The sequence below is a fragment of the Barrientosiimonas humi genome (assembly GCF_006716095.1).
Classification (GTDB): Bacteria; Actinomycetota; Actinomycetes; order Actinomycetales; family Dermatophilaceae; genus Barrientosiimonas; species Barrientosiimonas humi.
The window spans coordinates 930,890-948,795 of sequence record NZ_VFOK01000001.1 but is presented as its reverse complement, the minus strand read 5'-3'; the positions used below and the strand labels follow the sequence as shown (position 1 = coordinate 948,795).

16 protein-coding genes and 1 riboswitch are annotated in these 17,906 nt (G+C 72.3%); of the genes, 3 read left to right on the top strand and 13 right to left on the bottom strand.

Features of this window, described 5'->3' with window-relative positions:
• Positions 1-68 precede the first annotated feature (68 nt).
• Complete coding sequence (locus tag FB554_RS04470) at positions 69-1,037, bottom strand: PAC2 family protein (protein ID WP_142004834.1); 969 nt, start codon at positions 1,035-1,037, stop codon at positions 69-71.
• A 109-nt stretch (positions 1,038-1,146) separates the two neighbouring features.
• Positions 1,147-1,572: an HIT family protein gene (locus FB554_RS04465; protein WP_142004833.1), complete on the bottom strand. Its 426-nt coding sequence runs from the start codon at positions 1,570-1,572 to the stop codon at positions 1,147-1,149.
• Between the two features lie 281 nt (positions 1,573-1,853).
• Here FB554_RS04465 and FB554_RS04460 point away from each other — a divergent pair, with 281 nt between their 5' ends.
• Complete coding sequence (locus FB554_RS04460) at positions 1,854-3,125, top strand: class I SAM-dependent methyltransferase (RefSeq protein ID WP_142004831.1); 1,272 nt, start codon at positions 1,854-1,856, stop codon at positions 3,123-3,125.
• Between the two features lie 171 nt (positions 3,126-3,296).
• On the opposite strand, the gene hrpA is transcribed toward FB554_RS04460, so the two are convergent.
• The 8 genes from hrpA to FB554_RS04420 all read right to left on the bottom strand — a co-directional run bounded on the left by hrpA (position 3,297) and on the right by FB554_RS04420 (position 13,761).
• A complete protein-coding gene (gene hrpA, locus FB554_RS04455) occupies positions 3,297-7,175 on the bottom strand; it encodes an ATP-dependent RNA helicase HrpA (protein ID WP_142004830.1) in 3,879 nt (1,292 codons plus the stop codon).
• A gap of 48 nt (positions 7,176-7,223) precedes the next feature.
• A complete protein-coding gene (locus FB554_RS04450) occupies positions 7,224-7,697 on the bottom strand; it encodes a vitamin K epoxide reductase family protein (RefSeq protein WP_142004828.1) in 474 nt (157 codons plus the stop codon).
• Entirely contained in the window at positions 7,694-8,401 is a 708-nt protein-coding gene (locus tag FB554_RS04445; RefSeq protein WP_142004826.1) for a DsbA family protein, read from the bottom strand. The genes FB554_RS04450 and FB554_RS04445 overlap by 4 nt, the downstream gene beginning before the upstream one ends.
• A 124-nt stretch (positions 8,402-8,525) precedes the next feature.
• Positions 8,526-9,854, bottom strand: a complete 1,329-nt coding sequence (locus tag FB554_RS04440; RefSeq protein ID WP_142004825.1) for a bifunctional o-acetylhomoserine/o-acetylserine sulfhydrylase — start codon at positions 9,852-9,854, stop codon at positions 8,526-8,528.
• Positions 9,855-9,922: 68 nt separating this feature from the next.
• Positions 9,923-10,039: riboswitch (SAM riboswitch) on the bottom strand.
• Positions 10,040-10,116: 77 nt separating this feature from the next.
• Positions 10,117-11,391, bottom strand: a complete 1,275-nt coding sequence (locus tag FB554_RS04435; protein WP_338070553.1) for a DUF445 domain-containing protein — start codon at positions 11,389-11,391, stop codon at positions 10,117-10,119.
• A 167-nt stretch (positions 11,392-11,558) separates the two neighbouring features.
• A complete protein-coding gene (locus FB554_RS17560; RefSeq protein ID WP_236022265.1) occupies positions 11,559-11,975 on the bottom strand; it encodes a hypothetical protein in 417 nt (138 codons plus the stop codon).
• 401 nt (positions 11,976-12,376) lie between these two features.
• On the bottom strand, positions 12,377-13,114 hold the full coding sequence (locus FB554_RS04425; protein WP_142004821.1) for a hypothetical protein: 738 nt from the start codon (positions 13,112-13,114) through the stop codon (positions 12,377-12,379).
• 110 nt (positions 13,115-13,224) lie between these two features.
• Positions 13,225-13,761, bottom strand: coding sequence for a hypothetical protein (locus FB554_RS04420; RefSeq protein WP_142004820.1), 537 nt, complete (start codon positions 13,759-13,761; stop codon positions 13,225-13,227).
• A 73-nt stretch (positions 13,762-13,834) separates the two neighbouring features.
• Between FB554_RS04420 and FB554_RS04415 the strand changes: the two genes are divergently transcribed.
• A complete protein-coding gene (locus tag FB554_RS04415) occupies positions 13,835-14,506 on the top strand; it encodes a DUF6891 domain-containing protein (RefSeq protein WP_142004818.1) in 672 nt (223 codons plus the stop codon).
• Here FB554_RS04415 and serA read toward each other — a convergent pair.
• Positions 14,496-15,692: a phosphoglycerate dehydrogenase gene (serA, locus tag FB554_RS04410; protein ID WP_236022264.1), complete on the bottom strand. Its 1,197-nt coding sequence runs from the start codon at positions 15,690-15,692 to the stop codon at positions 14,496-14,498. The genes FB554_RS04415 and serA overlap by 11 nt on opposite strands.
• Positions 15,693-15,810: 118 nt before the next feature.
• Between serA and FB554_RS04405 the strand changes: the two genes are divergently transcribed.
• Entirely contained in the window at positions 15,811-16,779 is a 969-nt protein-coding gene (locus FB554_RS04405) for an NADPH:quinone oxidoreductase family protein (RefSeq protein WP_142004815.1), read from the top strand.
• Positions 16,780-16,819: 40 nt separating this feature from the next.
• Here FB554_RS04405 and FB554_RS04400 read toward each other — a convergent pair whose 3' ends face one another.
• Complete coding sequence (locus FB554_RS04400) at positions 16,820-17,425, bottom strand: HD domain-containing protein (RefSeq protein WP_211344529.1); 606 nt, start codon at positions 17,423-17,425, stop codon at positions 16,820-16,822.
• 40 nt (positions 17,426-17,465) lie between these two features.
• Complete coding sequence (locus FB554_RS04395; RefSeq protein WP_142004811.1) at positions 17,466-17,828, bottom strand: hypothetical protein; 363 nt, start codon at positions 17,826-17,828, stop codon at positions 17,466-17,468.
• Positions 17,829-17,906 lie beyond the last annotated feature (78 nt).

Genomic DNA, 17,906 nt, shown 5'->3' with positions numbered 1-17,906 from the left:
CCATGCTGGTCGAGCAGGCCGAGCCGCTGGGCGAGGCCGTATCGAGACCAGACCCGCCCCACGAGACCTCAGCGCAGGAAGTCGGGCCCCTCGTCGTGCCGGTCGCTCTCGACCGCCTCGTCCTCGTCGACCTCGTCGGTCTCCTCGCGCAGGAACTGCTCGAGCTGCGCGCCGATCTCGTCGGCGGAGGGCAGCTCGGCCATCTCGGTGGCCAGCAGGCTCTTGCGCTCGCGGCCCTCCATGAACGTGTCGTACTGCTGCTCGAGGCCCGAAACGACCTGGGTGACCTCGGGGTTCTCCTCGATCTGCCGCGCGATCTCGGCGCGGTGCAGCCCCGCCTGGGCGGCCAGGTCGGTGATCGGGATGGCCAGACCGGTCACGCCGTGGATGGCCTCCAGCGCCGCGACGGCGGCGTCGCCGAACTCGACCTGCGCGAGGTAGTGCGGCACGTGCACGGCGAACCCGACGGTGTCGGTGCCGGACTCGGCCAGCCGCAGGTGCAGCAGGTTCTCCAGGCTGGAGGGGATCTGCATGGTGCCGAAGACCGGGTCGTTCTCGGGGATGAGGCTGCGGTCGCTGGCGTAGCGCGTCATGCCGACCGGGCGGGTGTGCGGCACGGCCATCGGGATGCCCTGGGCGCTCACGACGAGGCGCACGCCGAGGAGCCGGACCAGCTGGCGCACGGCCTCGACGACCCGCTCCCACTGGTAGTCGGGCTCGGGCCCCTCGAGCACGAAGAAGGCGTTGCCCTCCTCGTCGGTGACGCGGTGCAGCAGCAGCGTGGGGTCGTCGTACGACGTCAGCTGGTCGCTGCTGAACGTCATCGCCGGGCGCCGCCCGCGGTAGTCGAGCAGCTGGTCGATGTCGAAGGAGGCGATGACCTCGGCGTCGCTGACCTCGAGCACGTGGTCGATCATCAGGCGCTGGGTCATGCCGGCGTCGATCAGCCCGCCGAGCGCCACGATGAGCGTCGAGGCGTGCAGGTCGTCACGGGTCGGGTCGGTCTCCAGCCGGTAGAGCGCGGCGGGGTCCAGCACAGGTGTCTCCTGGTCGCAGGGTGGTCAACGTCTTGGTCGGGACAACGCACGACCCAGCCCGGCGATTCCCCCTCGGGGGGTGGAGGGCGTACGCCCGCGGCCGGCTCGGTCAGTCCGGCACCCGCTCGCCGTGGCCCTGGTCGCGCAGCGCGGCCTTGAGCTTGGCGGCGTTGGCGTCGAGCACCTCCGGGTCCTGCCCGCGCTGGGCGTTGGCGAAGGAGATGTCGGCCTCACCGGTGATCGGGAAGACGTGCAGGTGCAGGTGCGGCACCTCGAAGCCTGCGGTCAGCAGCGACACCCGCGGCGCGTCGAACGTCGCCCGCTGCGCCAGGCCGATCTGCTGCGCCACGTCGGTGAGGTGCGCCAGCAGCGCCTGGTCGGCGTCGAGCCACTGGTCGACCTCCTCGCGCGGCACCACGATGGTGTGCCCGTCGGTGATCGGGTCGATGACCAGGAAGGCGACGCAGGTGTCGTCCTTCCACACGAACTTCCCGGGGATCTCGCCGTCGATGATCTTGGTGAACAAGGTGGCCATGCCCCGAGCCTACGGCCGCCGTGCCCCGCCCGGCATCGGCGACGGCGGTCGGCCGTGCCGTTCGACGGCGGCACAGCTCGTACGACGGCGGACCACTTATTACGTGGTCCGCCGTCGTGGTTTCTGGGCCGCCGTCGTCGCGGCGGGGCTAGGGTTGACCAGGCGCTCCGGGGCGCCGCCCGTCCGCGGGAAGGCCAGGCCACCCGGCTCCACACGTGCAGGACCGCCCCACGGTCGCTCTGCCGGTCCAGCGGACCTCCGGCGCCCCGAGGAGCACCGTCATGTCCGAGCACCTTTCCCCGCGCGCCGAGCAGCGCCCCGACCTGCGCACCGCCCGACGGGCCGCGCGACGGCTCCTGGCCGACGCTCGCGCAGGAGACCTCACGGCGGTCGCGCGGCTGCACCGGCCGCACTCCCCCGTGCTGCTGAGCGACGCCCAGCACGCGCTCGCCCGAGAGGCCGGTTACGACTCGTGGGCCGCGCTGGTCCGCGACGCCGAGTCCTTCGCGCCCGCCGAGCTCGCCACCATCCCGTGGGAGCGTGTCCGCGCCGTGACGGTGGTCTGCCTGCCGCAGCCGGGCCGGGTCATGCTCTACCGCGACGGCGAGCGCTGGGTCGCGCCGCGCGGCAGCCTGCTGCGCGGGGAGGACCCGTGGGACGACGCGGTGCTGCGGATCCCGTTGCAGGCCATGGGTTTTCGACGACAGGGCACGCACGCGTACGCCATCGACGACGCACGACGGCACGTCGCCTTCTGGGTGGACGGGTCTCTCTATACCGGCGCGAAGCCGCACCGACGCGACGCAGAGACGCGCACGCTGACCATCGCCGAGGCGGCCCGCCTGCTGACCCAGCAGGGCGACGGCGCCCTGGCGCGCCTGGTCGAGGCGGCCGGCGAGGACCAGGACGCGATGACGTACGACCGGCACAAGCGCGACCTGCGCCGCACCCTCACCGGCGCCTACCTCCGGTCGAGCACGCACGCCGGCGGCTCGGGGTTCGGCGGCGACGAGGACGATTGGCGCGACGCCCGGTCGGGGCTGGCGGCCGCGCTCGACGGGCTCGCCGACGACCTCGGACGGCCGGGCCTGCCGGTGACCCTCCTCGACCTCGGCAGCGCCAACGGTCACCTCGCCGCCAGCATGGTCACCTGGGGCGCCGAGCGCGGGGTCCTGGTCGAGCCACATGGCGTCGACATCAGCCCCGAGCTCGTCGAGCGAGCACGCGAGCTGAATCCGCAGTGGTCGCAACGCTTCTGGGTGGGAGACGCCCTCGACTGGCGGCACCCGGAGGGGCAGCGGTTCGACCTGGTGCACCTGCTGCTGGACGTGCTTCCCGCCGGGCTGCACGCCGCCGCGATCACGAACGCCCTCGCGAGCACGACCCCGGGCGGGCGACTCCTGGTCAGCTGCTACGACCCGCGCCCGGAGTGCTCGGCGCAGATCCACGTGACGCGCGCCGGACACGCCGTCGCCGGGCGTACGCCCGTGCGGGCCCGGCGCGCCACCGGCCGGCCCTACGGGTCCCCCTCGGTCTGGATCACCGCACCATGAGCCACGCCCCCCACGCCGACCACGCCCCCACGCTTCGGCGCCGACGCGGCCACGCCCGTGGCGTGCTGAGTGGTCACTCGTTGCGGGTTGCGCGGCGTCAGCACCGGCAACGAGTGACCACTCGGCATCGCGGTCTCGCTCCGCCACGCCGTCCTCCGCGACCGGTTCGGGTCAGGCGGTGGCGTCCTCCACCGCGTCCATGGCGGCGTAGATCCGCTTCTCCGAGACCGGGTAGGCCGTGCCGAGGCGCTGCGCGAACAGGCTGACCCGCAGCTCCTCGGTCATCCAGCGCAGCTCCACCACGTCGCGGTCGAGGCGGCGGGGCGCGGGCAGCTTCGCGAGCAGGTCGGCGCGCTCACGCTCGACCGTCGCGACGACCGCCGCGCGCTCGTCGTCGCGGGGCAGGTCACCCGGCGCCTTGTCGAGCCGCTCCAGCGCCGCCCGCAGATATCGGTCGAGGTCGCGCAGGCGCCCCTTGCCGGTCGCCGCCACGAAGCCCGGGAAGATCAGCGCGGCGTGCTGCTGACGTACGTCCTCGCGCAGCTGGGCCACGGACGGCTGGCTCATCGCGTCGAGCCGCAACGTCAGCTGCCGGCTGTGGTCGAGCACCGGCACCAGGTCGTCGACGATCTCGATGACGCGCGGCACCACCTGCTGGCGCACGCCGGCGAGGGCCTGCTCGAACGCCGCGTCGCTGCGCACCTGGCCCTGCGGCTGCTCGGCCACGACCGAGTCGACGGCCGCGGCCAGGGCGTCGTCGAGCAGGTCCTGCATGGTGCCGTGCGGGTTGCTGCCGAGCGCGAGCCGCTGCCGGTTGTCGAGCAGCCCGAGGATGCGCTTCCAGGGCACGTCGGTGCCGAGCAGCAGCAGCCGCCGCACGCCGAGGCGGCTGGCGGCATCGGCCTCCTGCCGGCTCGCCAGCACCTTGACCGCCGCCGAGTCGCCCTCGTCGACCAGCGCGGGGAAGCCCTGCACGCTGCGCTTGCCCTGCTTGGTCTCGAACGTCGCGGGCAGGTCGCCGAAGCTCCACTGCCGCAAGCCTTCTCGCTCGACCGACGACGCGGCTCGCGCGATCGTCGAGCGCACCCGTCCGGCCATCTGCTGCTGCAGCTCGGCGAGCACCTTCCCCTCGGCGAGCCGGCGGCGCCGGTGGTCCTCGACGCGGAACGTCATGCGCAGGTGGTCGGGCACCCGCGCCGAGTCGAAGTCGGCCGCAGCGACCGGCGCACCGACCCGCTCGCGCAGCGCCCTGGCCAGCGCCTCGTCGAGCGGACCGTCCTCGGGGCCGATCGTCGCGAGCGCGGCCCGCGCGTGGTCGGGCGCGGGCACGACGCTGCGGCGGATCGCCTTGGGCAGCGACTTGATCAGCGCCACCGCGAGCTCCTCGCGCATGCCGGGCACCAGCCAGTCGAACCCCTCGTCGTCGACCTGGTTGAGCTGCTCGACCGGGATGTGCACGGTCACGCCGTCGGCGTCGGTGCCGGGCTCGAACTGATAGGTCAGCCGCAGCCGCAGCTCGCCCTGCCGCCAGCTCTTGGGGAAGGCCGACTGGTCGACCTCCTCGGCCCCCTCGGCCAGCAGCAGCTCGCGGCTGTAGGTCAGCAGGTCGGGCGTCTCGCGCGACTGCTTCTTCCACCAGGCGTCGAAATGCGCTGCGGACACGACGGATTCGGGGATCCGCTCGTCGTAGAACTCCATCAGCGCGTGGTCGTCGACGAGCAGGTCGCGGCGTCGCGCCCGCGCCTCGAGGTCGGACAGCTCGCGCACCAGCTGCTGGTTCTCGCGGAAGAACGCGTGCCGCGTCTCCCAGTCGCCCTCGACCAGCGCGTTGCGGATGAACAGCTCGCGGGAGAGCGCCGGGTCGACCGACCCGTAGCCGACCTGTCGCCCGGCCACCAGCGGCACGCCGTACAGCGTCACCCGCTCGGCCGCCATGACGCTGCCGCGCTTGCGCGACCAGTGGGGCTCGGCGTACGTCCGCTTCACCAGGTGCGCAGCGGCGCGTTCGACCCAGGCCGGGTCGGTGACGGCGTTGGTGCGCGCCCACAACCGGGTGGTCTCGACGAGCTCGGCCGACATGACCCAGTCCGGCTGCCGGCGGAACAGCGTCGAGCCCGGCTGGATCGCGAACCGTGCACCACGGGCGCCGAAGTAGTCGCGGCGGTCGCGGTCGCGCAGGCCGACGTGCGACAGCAGCCCGGTGAGCAGCGCCTGGTGGATCTGGTCGGGCGAGGCGTCGTTGTCGCTGCGCACAAGGCCCTGCTGCTTGCACGCCTGCCGCAGCTGGGTGTGCAGGTCCTGCCACTCGCGCACCCGCAGGTAGTGCAGGAACTCGCGCTTGCACATGCGCCGAAAAGCGCTGCCGCTCAACGCTTTCTGCTGCTCCTTGAGGTATCGCCAGAGGTTGAGGTAGCCGACGAAGTCGGAGTGCTCGTCCTTGAACCGGGCGTGGCTCTGGTCGGCCTGCGCCTGCTGGTCGGCCGGCCGCTCCCGCGGGTCCTGGATCGACAGCGCCGCCACGATCACGAGCACCTCGCGCAGCGAGCCGTTCTCCGAGGCGGCCACCAGCATGCGCGCCAGCCGCGGGTCGACCGGCAGCGGCGCGATCGCCCGGCCGACCGCCGTCAGCCGCTTGCGCGGGTCCACCGCGTGCGGGTCGACCGCCTGGAGCTCCTCGAGCAGCCGCAGACCGTCGGTGATCTGCCGCGCGTCGGGCGGGTCGACGAACGGGAAGCGCGCGATGTCGCCGAGGCCCAGCGAGGTCATCTGCAGGATGACCGAGGCCAGGTTGGTGCGCTGGATCTCCGGGTCGGTGAACTCCGGCCGGGACGCGAAGTCCTCCTCGGAGTAGAGCCGGATGCAGATCCCGTCGGCGAGCCGCCCGGCACGACCGGTGCGCTGCGTCGCCGAGGCCTGCGAGACCGGCTCGATCGGCAGCCGCTGCACCTTGAGCCGCTGGCTGTAGCGCGAGATGCGCGCCGTGCCGGTGTCGATGACGTACCGGATGCCCGGCACGGTGAGCGAGGTCTCGGCGACGTTGGTGGCCAGCACGACCCGGCGACCGCTGTGCCGGCTGAACACCCGGTGCTGCTCGGCCGCCGACAACCGGGCGAACAGCGGCAGAATCTCGGTGCTGGGCAGCTGCAGACCCGCCAACGCCTCTGCAGCGTCACGGATCTCGCGCTCGCCCGAGCAGAAGACGAGGATGTCCTGCGGCCCGCCGTCGGGCCGCGCCTCGGTCCACAGCTCCTCGACCGCCTCGACGATGCCGGTGACCTGGTCGACGTCGACCTCGGTCGCGCCCTCCCCCGTCTCCTCGGTGCGCACCAGCGGGCGATAGCGCACCTCGACGGGGTACGTCCGCCCCGACACCTCGATGATGGGCGCCGGAACCCCTTCGACCGCAAAGTGATTCGCGAACTTCTCGGGGTCGATGGTGGCCGAGGTGATGATCACCTTGAGGTCGGGGCGGCGCGGCAGCAGCTGCTTGAGGTAGCCGAGGATGAAGTCGATGTTGAGCGACCGCTCGTGCGCCTCGTCGATGATCAGCGTGTCGTAGCGGCGCAGGTCGCGGTCGCGCTGCATCTCCGACAGCAGGATGCCGTCGGTCATCACCTTGACCAGGGTGTCGCGCTGCGCCTGCTCGGTGAAGCGCACCTGGTAGCCGATCTGCTGGCCCAGCTCGACGTCGAGCTCCTCGGCGATCCGCTCGGCCACCGACCGGGCGGCGATGCGCCGCGGCTGGGTGTGGCCGATCGTCCCGTCGATGCCGCGCCCCAGCTCCAGGCAGATCTTCGGCAGCTGGGTGGTCTTCCCGGAGCCGGTCTCTCCGGCGACGACCACGACCTGGTGGTCGCGGATCGCCGCGGCGATGTCGTCGCGCGCCGCCGAGACGGGCAGCGCCTCGGGATAGGTGATGGCGGGCACCGTCGCCCGGCGCCGCTCCTGCCGCGCGCGGCGCTGCTCGGGCGACTCCGGCGTACGTCGGTGGCCGCGTCCGCGCCCCCGTCGGCGGGGCGGACGCGACTCGGCGGGGGCAGCAGAACTCATCAGTCCCCCATCTTCCCACCCGCCGCTCGCGGCCCGCTCCCCCGTTCCTCAGCGGGAGGAGGACCGGCGCAGCGCGAACGGCCACACCACGGCGGCCAGCACGATCGTCACGACCCACACCGCCATGCAGTAGGGGCACAGCGCCTCGATCACCACGATGCTCTGGTACGCCAGCCACGCCACGAGCGCGAGCCCGGCCAGGATGCCGAGCGACAGGCCCTTCCAGATCCACCCCGGGAAGCGGGTGCCGGCGAGCGCAGCCACGCCGATCGTCAGCACGATCGCGAAGCCGATGAGCCCGAGGTAGGGGTTGGGGAAGCCGAGCAGCGCCGACTGCTCGGACTGCATCACGGCCGTGCAGTTGACCTTCTCGTTGACGCTGCACGAGGGCCGGTAGAACGGGTTGACGAGCAGCTGGTACTTCTCGATCGACAGCACCAGGGCGGCGGCCAGGCCGATCAGCCCGGCCACCGTGACGACCGCGGCGCGCCACCGCGGCATCGCCACCCCGTGCCCGCTCATGCCTTGTTCGCGTCGCGCACCCGGTTGCGGATGTCGTCGACGCTCTGCGGCTGGAACGGCTGGCCGTTGAAGAAGAAGCTCGGAGTCCCTTGCAGCCGAAGGGTGTTCGCGTCAGTCAGGTCGGCCTGCACCCGGCTCGCGACCGACTGCGAGGTGCGGTCGCGCTGCCACTGGGTCAGGTCGAGGCCCGCGGCCTGGGCGAAGCCGCGCAGCTGCTGGTCGACCGGTCCCTGCTGCTCGGTCCATGCGGTCTGGTTCTGGAACAGCTGGCGATACATCGGCTCCAGCTTGCCCTGCCGCGCGGCGGCCTCGGCGGCCTGCGCGGCCGGCACCGAGTTGCGGTGACCGCCCAGCGGGAAGAAGCGGATGGCGTACGTCAGCTGGCCCTTGAGCTCCTCGCGCAGCTGCTCGATGACCGGGAAGATGCCGCCGCAGGCCTCGCACTCGAAGTCGAGGAACTCCACGAGCACCGCCTTGGTGCTGGCGGCGTCGAGCAGGTGCGAGGTCGGCCGCAGCCAGGTGCCGTAGGACAGCCCGGCCGGGTGCTTCAGCGGCGTCGCCTGCGTCGCGCCGCCGGAGCCGGAGGCCCCCGACCCGGACGCAGACGTCCCGGAGCCGCCGCCGGAGCTCGCGTCGTCGCTGCAGCCGGCGAGGGCCAGCGCGCCCAGCACCGAGCCCCCGACGAGCGCGCTGCGCCGGGTCACTCCCCGACCGCGCGTCGTCGGGCGCCAGGCTCGGTCACCGGAAGCGGTTCGTACGTCTGCTGATTCGCTCACCACGCGGCGCACCCTAGGCGGTGCGCCTGAAGACTGGCTGGACGCTCGCTGGTCAGCCCTTCGCGGCGGCGAACCCCTGCTCGAGGTCGGCGATGATGTCGTCGATGTGCTCGATGCCCACCGAGAGGCGCACGAGCCCCGGGGTGACCCCGGCGGCCAGCCGGTCCTCGTCGCCGCCCTGGCTGTGCGTGGTCGAGGCCGGGTGGATGACCAGCGAGCGCACGTCGCCGATGTTCGCCACGTGCGAGTGCAGGGTCACGCCGTCGACGAAGCGCCGACCGGCGTCGATGCCGCCGGCGATCTCGAAGGCGAGCACCGCGCCCGCGCCGCGCGGGGCGTACTTCTGCGCCTGCTCGTAGCTGTCGTCGCCGGGCAGCGAGGCCCAGCGCACCGACTCGACCTGGTCGTGGCCCTGCAGGAACTCCGCGACCTTGCGGGTGTTCTCCAGGTGCCGCTCGATGCGCAGGCTCAGCGTCTCCAGTCCCTGCGCGATGAGGAAGGCGTCGAACGCCGAGCTCGCCGGGCCCAGGTCGCGCAGCAGCTGCACGCGCGCCTTGAGGATGAACGCCAGGTTGGCGCCGAGCTCGCTGCCGACGCCGAGGTCACGGGCGTAGACCAGCCCGTGGTAGCTCTCCTCGGGCGTGTTGTAGTTGGGGAACTTCTCGGGGTCCTTGCCGAAGTCGAAGCTGCCGCCGTCGACGATGACACCGGCGATGGTCGTGCCGTGGCCGCCGAGGTACTTCGTCGCCGAGTGCACCACGATGTCGGCCCCGTGCTCGAGCGGGCGGGTGACGAACGGCGTCGCGATGGTGTTGTCGACCACCAGCGGCACCCCGAGGTCGTGCGCCACCGCGGCCACCCCCTCGATGTCGAGCACCTCGCTCTTGGGGTTGGAGATCGTCTCGCCGAAGAACAGCTTGGTGTTGTCCTTCGCGGCTGCCCGCCACGACTCGGGGTCGTTGGGGTCCTCGACGAAGGTGACCTCGATGCCGTACTTCGGGAGCGTGTACTTCAGCAGGTTGAACGTGCCGCCGTAGAGCGAGGGGCTGGCCACCACGTGGTCACCGGCCTCGGCGATGTTGAGGATGGCCAGCGTCTCGGCCGCCTGGCCGCTGGCGACGAGCAGCGCGGCGACGCCACCCTCGAGGCTCGCGATCCGCTGCTCCACCACGTCGTGCGTGGGGTTCATCAGGCGGGAGTAGATGTTGCCGAACTCCTTGAGCCCGAACAGGTTTGCCGCCTGCTCGGTGTCCTTGAAGACGTACGACGTCGTCTGGTAGATCGGCAGCGCCCGGGCGCCCGTGGTCGGGTCGGGCTCCTGGCCGGCGTGCAGCTGGCGGGTCTCGAAGGACCAGTTGGGGCTGGTGGTCTCGGTGGTCATGGCCGTCTCCTCGCGTCGAACGGTCGCCACCGGCCCGCGCCGGTGGCGGTGCGGGTTCAGGGACTCTGCGCCCGCGCTTGCCGGGCCCTCCCGTCGAGCACCGGCCAGGTCTGTTCCCGGGGCACCCCACCGCGGTGGAGGGTTGCCGGCCAGCGAGCCGGGACTTGGCGCTGGCGCTCTTGACCTGCGTCGAGCGTACGACAGCGTCTTGACGCGCAGGACGCCGCTCTCGCATCGCGAGAAGGGTCGGCGCCGGACCGGGTCAGGCCAGCTGGGTCAGGGCGTGGATGACCAGGCCGACGAGCCCGCCGACGACGGTGCCGTTGATCCGGATGAACTGCAGGTCTCGCCCGACCTGCAGCTCGATGCGGCGGGCGGCCTCGTCGCCGTCCCAGCGCGCCACGGTCTGGGAGATGAGGGTGGAGATCTCGCGGCCGTGGGTCTGCACGACGTAGCCCACGGCGTCGCTGAGCCGGCGCTCGAGCGAGTCGCGCAGGTCGGCGTCGCGCACGACCCGGTCACCGAGGTCGGCGAGGATCACCGCGAGGCGGGTGCGCAGCGGGCCGCCGGGGTCGCCCAGCGCGTCGACGACCGTGCGCTGCACCGACCCCCAGAGCGAGAGCATCCCGTCGGCGACGCCGGGGTGCAGCAGCAGCCGGGCCTTGAGCTGCTCGGCGCGCTGCATGGTCGAGGGGTCGTGCTGCAGGTCCTGCGCGAGCTGGCGCAGCAGGTCGTCGAGCGCGCGCCGGGCGGGGTGCTGCGGCTGGTCGCGCACGTCGGTGAGCCAGCTCATGATCTCGACGTACATGCGGTCGATGACCGTGTCGTCGAGCCACTTGGGCGACCACCAGGGGGCGCGCTCGCCGATGATGCCGGCGATGACGGCCTTGTTGGCCGAGGCCCAGGTGTGCAGCTCGCGGGTGGCGATGTCGACCAGCCCGTGGTGCGAGCCGTCCTCGACCACGCCCTCCAGCAGGCTGCCGGCCACCGGGCTGATCGGCTCGCGGGCCAGACGCGGCAGCAGGAAGTTCTCCAGCAGGGTGCGCACCTCGTCGTCGCGCACCGACCCCACGGCGTGGGCCAGGGTGGGCGCCACCTCCTGCACCACGCGGTCGGCGTTCTCCGGCTGGCGCAGCCACTCCCCCAGGCGCAGCGTGACGTCGGCCTGCGCGAGCCGCTCCTGGACCAGCTCGGGGGTGAGGAAGTTCTCGGTGACGAAGTCCTCCAGGCTCGCGCCGAGCTGGTCCTTCTTGCGCGGGATCAGCGCGGTGTGCGGCACCTTGAGGCCGAGCGGGTGGCGGAACAGCGCGGTCACGGCGAACCAGTCGGCGACCGCACCGACCATCGCGGCCTCGGACGCCGCGTTGACGTATCCCCAGAAGCCGTCGCGGTCCAGGGTGAGCACGAAGATCACCGCGGCCAGGCCGAGCAGCCCCGTCGCGACCAGCCGCATCCGGCGCAGGCCGGCGCGACGCTGCTCGTCGGCCGGGCCCAGCAACGGGCCGGCGACAGCATCAGGGCGGGTGGACTGGGTCACGCTCGAGGTTCCTTCGCGTCACGCGGGACGACAACGGCGGCAACCCTATCCGGCACCACACGGCGCACCGTCGGGCAGCGGCCTGTCACCGGTGCGTCCCGACGCGCAGACGCCGCGCGGGTGGCCCGCGCGGCGTCTGTGATCCGGTCTCCCGGAGCGGTCACGACCTACTTGGCCGTCCAGGCCACCTCGGCGTCGCCGTTGGAATCGTCGTTGAAGACCAGGGAGTACTTGCTCAGGTCGGCGCCCACCGGCACGGCGAATGCCAGCTTCTTGGTCAGCGTGTCGCCGGGGCTCAGCGACTCGACGTCGAGCTTGTCGCTGCCGGAGATCACCGCGTTCAGCACGTCTGCCTTGCACGGGTTTCCGGACTGGTCGGTGAGTCCGAACTTCAGGTAGCTCGCCGTGAAGAAGTCGCCGTCCGAGAGCTTGAGGGTCACCGGGTAGATCACCGTCTGCATCCCCTCCCCCGGGAAGAAGCTGTTGCCGCTGGAGGTGTCGAGGGTGGGCTGACCGAAGCTGATGTCGATCGTCCCGCCGATGCCCTTGCCCTTCTGCACGGTGTTCAGGGGCTTGGCGCTCACGGACCCACGATCGATCGTGTAGGAGCCGGTGTCCTCGCACACACCACCTCCGCTACCGCTGGCCGACGGCGCGGGTGCCGCCGAGCTAGGCGGCACCGACGTGGGCGTCGGCGCTGGCTGCTCGGTGGTCGACGGCGCGGGGGCCGGCGCCTGGCTGGTCGGAGCAGGCTCCTGGGTCTGGCTCGGTGACGGCGGCTGGGACGCAGCCGTGGGAGGCGCGGCGGTCGGCGCCTCGTCCTGGCACGCCGACAAGGTCATGGCGGCGAGGACGGCGGGCACCACGGCCAGGCTGGCTCGGCGGGTCTTGCTCATAGCGTTCGGTTTCCTCTCGGGCGTGCCGGACAGCGCCACGGCTGTCGAGCTGGGTCGTCGTGCATCGGTGTGGCGGTCACGCCACTGGGTCACTTGGCCGTCCAGGCCAGTTCGGCGTCGCCGGAGTTGTAGTCGTCAGCGAAGACGACGCTGTACTTGCTCAGGTCGGCCCCGATCGGGACGGCGAAGGCGATCTTCTTGGTCAGGCTCGAGCCCTCCTGGACGGTTTCGACCTCGAACTGCTCCCCCTTCGGCAGCACCCCGCCGAGGGTGTCCGGCTGACACGGGTTGTCCTGGTCGTCGACGAGCCCGTATGCGAGCCGGGCCACGATGAAGCTGCCGTTGGTGATCTTCATGGTCACCGGGTAGATCACGGTCTGCATGCCGTCACCAGGGAAGTAGCTGTCCCCACCGGAGGTGTCGATCTCGGGGTTGCCGATCCGAATCTCGGCCGTGCGGTCGGAGAGGCTCGTGCCGGTCTGCGGGGTGTTCAGGGGCTTTGGTTGCACCGAACCGCGCTTGATCGGAAACAGCGAGCTGCTCTCGCACTGACCGCCCGCACCGCTACCGCTCGGAGCCGGCGCGGCGGACGACGACGGGGTCTGGGTCGTCGGCGCCGGGGCGGGCGCCTCCGACGTGCTCGGAGCAGGGGCCGGCGCCTGGGTCGACGGGGCGGGTTGTTGCGGCTGCTGCGTCTGCGTGGGCGACGGTGGCTGTGACGCCGGCGTCGGAGGGGCGGCCGTGGGCGCTTCGTCCTGGCACGCCGACAACGTCATGGCGGCGAGGACGGCGGGCACCACCAGGAGGCTGGCGCGGCGGTTCTTCATTGTGTAGTCCCTTCGGGGAAAGAAGGCAGCTCCCCTGCTGCCGTGCTGAGAGTAATGGTGCGACGCCGCAGCCACCTGCTCCGTTCCGCGATCGTGACCGACTTTTCCGGTCAGGTCTTGACGACCCACACCTCCGCGCGCTCCTGCGGCCGGTCCGCCCGCACGAACTCCCGGGTCCCCTCCGAGACCGGGATGCCTTGCGCGGTCGCGGCCTGGGCGATGGCCGCGGCGACCCGGTCCCACACCGACGCCCCCTGCGGGAAGCCCATCTCCCAGGTCATCTCGTCGACCCCCACGACCGTGCGGTCGGGGAGCAGGTGCGCCCGCACCAGCGGGCGAGAACCGTCGATCTCGACGATCAGGGCCTGCGGCTCCGGACGTACGTCGGTGACCCGGTCGTCGGCACCGGCCACCTGCGCGATGAGCTCACCGGTGCGCTGCGGGTCGGCGGCCAGGGTGAGCGTGCGGCCCATCATCGCCAGGTGCTTCGCCGCGGGGCGCGCGGTCGCGGCCCGGCCCACGCTGGCCCCCTCGAGCGCGCGGTCGCGCACCTGCTCCTGTGCCCGGGTGACCCGACCCTTGACGAAGAACCACACGATCGAGGCGATCACGATGAGCAGCAGGATCAGGCCGGCGTTGCGGAACACGGGGAAGCCCTTCGGGTCGACGACGGGATCAGTATCGTCCGGGAGACCCGCCGCCGACGGAGAGGCACCCCACGTGAGCAACGACCAGACCGCACCGCGCCGCTTCCCGCCGGCGCGCGACACCTTCGCCGGCACGATCGCGCTGCGGGTCGCGGCGGCCATCGACACCCGCGACGCGTTGGTCGAGGGCTTCGGTGACGTCGACGTGCCGGACGTCTTCCCGGGCGAGACGCAGCCGACCCCCGCCGAGGTCGCCGACCTCGTCGACGCGGTGATCGCCGACCACAACGAGCACGTACGCCGGGCCACGCCCGAGGCGATCCAACTCCTCGACGCGATCGACGGGCTTCCCACGCGCGGGCTCGCGGTGAGCTTCGGCGAGGGCGGCGACGACGACGCCGCGCTCGACGCGGTGGTGCGTTCGGCAGGGGTGGCCATCGGGCACGGGGCGACGGTCGAGGGCTACTGCTACTCGACCTCCTCCGACGTGGCCGAGCTGGTGGCCGAGGGTCGGCTGCCGATGACGTACGGCGTGTTCGCGGAGACCGGGCTCAGCGTCGCCGAGGTCGCCGAGCGCGTGCGCGAGGTGCTGGGTGCGCAGGGGTTGCCGGTGGCCGAGGACGACGAGGAGCGCCAGCGGGTCGTGGTCGCTCCGGTGCGCTGGGCGGTGCCGTTCCACGGGCACGCGCTGCACGAGGTCGCGCCGCCCGAAGACGTCGAGCAGCGTGGCCGGCTCAGTCGATGACGCGCAGCCGGATGGTCTCGGGCATCGCGCGCAGCTCGTCGAGCACCGCGTCGGACAGGCCCTCGGCCACGTCGGTGACGACGTAGCCCGTCTCGCCGCGGGTGCTGAGCATCTGGCCGTCGATGTTGACGCCGTGCTCGGCGAGCACGCTGTTGACCTTGGCCAGCACGCCCGGGACGTTGGCGTGGAAGTGCACCAGGCGGCACTCCCCCGGCGTCGAGCCGAGGCTGAGCGCCGGCATGTTGACGTTGAGCGTCGTGGTGCCCTGGGCGACGTAGTCGCGCAGCTTGCCGGCGACGAACCGGCCGATGTCCTCCTGCGCCTCCTCGGTGGAGCCGCCGACGTGCGGGGTGAGCACGACGTTGGGGATGCCCTGCAGCGGCGAGCTGAACGGGTCGCCGCGCCGCTTGGGCTCCTGCGGGAAGACGTCGACCGCGGCACCGGCGATGTGGCCGGACAGCAGGTTGTCGCGCAGCGCCTCGTAGTCGACGACGAAGCCGCGGGAAAGGTTGAGGAACAGCGAGCGGGGGCGCATGCGCGCGAACTGCTCGGCGCCGAAGAAGCCGGCGTTGCCGTTGCGGCCGTCGACGTGCAGCGTGATGACCTCGGCGATGTCGAGCAGCTCGTTCAGGCTCGAGCAGCGCTGGGCGTTGCCGAGCGCGAGCTTGTCGTCGGTGTCGTAGAAGAACACCTGCAGCCCGAGCATCTCGGCGACCACCGACAGCTGCGAGCCGATGTTGCCGTAGCCGACGATCCCGAGCCGGCGGCCGCGGATCTCGTGGCTGCCCTTGGCGTTCTTGTCCCAGACGCCGTCGTGCAGCGCGCGGTCCTTCTCGGTGAGGCGGCGCGCCATGACGATGATCTCGGCGATCGCGAGCTCCACGACCGAGCGGGTGTTGGAGAACGGCGCGTTGAACACCGGGATGCCGCGGCCGGCGGCGTCGGCGAGGTCGATCTGGTTGGTGCCGATGCAGAACGCGCCGACCGCCTGCAGCTGCGGCGCGCTGGCGAGCACCCGGTCGGTCACCTCGGTCTTGGACCGGATGCCCAGCAGGTCGACGCCCTGCAGCGCCTCGATCAGCTCGTCCTCGTCGAGGGCGCCGGGACGGGACTCGATCTCCACGCCGGCGTCACCGAGCATCTTCTCGGCCAGGGGGTGCACGCTCTCCAGCAACAAAGCCTTCACGCCCCCCAGTGTCTCAGGGGGCGGCCCCCTCGCCGGGGTGGTGTCCGCGCAGCGGAAGGTCCGGGGTGACCCGCAGGTAGGTTGGCGCGAAAGCTCGTCCCCGGATCGAGGAGTTCCCATGCGCGCAGCCCAGGTCAGCACGCTCGACGGCCCGGCGTCGGTGAAGGTCGCCGACCTGCCGGAGCCGCAGCCCGGCGAGGACCAGGTGCTGGTCGACGTGCACCGTGCCGGCGTGGCCTACCCCGACGTGCTGCTGACCCGGGGTGAGTACCAGCTCAAGCCCGAGCTGCCGTTCGTCCCGGGCGGTGAGGTGGCCGGTGTCGTACGCCAGGCGCCGGCCGGCACGTTCGAGCCGGGTCAGCGGGTGGCCGCCTTCCCCGGCTTCGGCGGGTTCGCCGAGCAGGTGGCGGTCGGGCCGGACATGGTCTTCGCGCTGCCGGACGCGATGGACCTCGACACCGCCGCCGCGCTGCCGATGAACTACCTCACCTGCCTGTTCGCGCTGGAGCACCGCGGGCGCCTCGCCGAGGGCGAGACCGTGCTGGTGCACGGCGCCTCCGGCGGCATCGGCACCGCGTCGCTGCAGCTGGCCAAGGCGCTCGGTGCCCGCACGATCGCCGTCGTGTCCAGCGAGGACCGCACCGACACCGCCCGCGTCGCCGGGGCCGACGAGGTCGTGCTGGCCGACGGGTTCAAGGACGCCGTCAAGGACCTCACCGAGGGGCGCGGGGTCGACGTGGTGGTCGACCCGGTCGGCGGTGACCGATTCACCGACTCGCTGCGCTCGCTCGGCCCCGAGGGGCGTCTGCTGGTCATCGGGTTCACCGGCGGCTCCATCCCCGAGGTGAAGGTGAATCGCCTGCTGCTGAACAACATCTCGGTCGTCGGCGTCGGGTGGGGCGCCTTCTGGCTGCGGCAGCCGGCATACCTGCAGCAGCAGTGGACCCGGCTGCTCGAGCTGTGGGAGGGCGGCCACGTCGCGCCGCCGATCGGCGCCCGGCTCGACCTGGAGGACGTCGGCGAGGCGATCGCCACGCTGGACGAGCGCAAGGCGGCCGGCAAGGTGCTGCTGCAGGTGCGCGACTGACGGCGAAACACCCGAGAATGATCGAGGCGGACCGGCGTGCCTATCCGTCTCGATCATTCTTGGGAGTTTCGAGGTCGTCCAGCTCGGCCGCGAGGTTGGCCCGGGCCGGACCCTCCCAGCGGGCGCGGGCGTACGCCGTGCGGTAGATCCGCTCCCGGCTCGCCAGGTCGCGCAGCACCCGGGCACGGCCGGCGCGGAAGTCGGGCGCGGCGACCCAGGCGTACTCCCGGCGCACGCCGGCGGCGTAGCGGGCGTAGCGCTCGGGCGGGGCCGCGAGGATCGCCAGGTCGGCGTCCAGCAGCACGGCGGCCTCGGCGTCGTCGGACGGGGCCTCGTGGGTGGTCGTGGCGCGCACCAACCCGGCCACGCGCGCGGCGAGCTGCGGCTCGTGGCCGAGGGCACGCTCGGCCCAGCGGGCAGAGGCCTCCTCGTTCGACGGCTGCGCGTCCGCCCCGTCCGGCTCCGGCGGACCGGTGCGATAGACGGCGTCGTGGAAGAACGCCGCCAGGCGAATCACGTCGAGGTCGAGCGGGCGCGGGTCGGCGGCGGCCAGCTCGTCGACCCGCTCCAGCACCTCGCGCAGGTGCTCCTGGTCGTGATAGCCCCGGCCGGGGTCGGCGTACGCCTGGAGCAGCTCCCCCAGCACCGCCCGGTCGCGCAGCGGCCACCAGGAGTCGAACGGCTGGTCAGTCGCGATAGGTCACCTGGGTGCTCAGGGCGCCGTTCTCGACCGTGGCGTCGAGCCGGTCGAGCCGCCCGTCGGAGGGCTGGCGACGCAGCGGCGCGGCCTGGGTCGACAGCTCGCGCACGAACTTCTTGCCGGCGTTGACCGGGAGGCCGTCGCTGGTGAGGTTGACCCGGCTGACCTCCTGGTTCTCGGCGAACCAGACCGTGGCGATCACCTGGTCGCGGTCGCCGCCCAGGCGGCCCACCTCGTCGGCGCACGACTGGCCGATCTCGTCGAACAGGCGCAGCAGGGCGCGCGGCTCGAGGGGCTCGGCGTCGTCGTCGGGCAGGTCGGCATCGGTGCGTCGCTTCCAGAAAGGCACGGCGCCAGGGTAGCCACGGGAGGCGTCCGCGCCAGGGTTCATCCGGTCGTCATGCGCGCGACACCCCGGGCGTCGCCC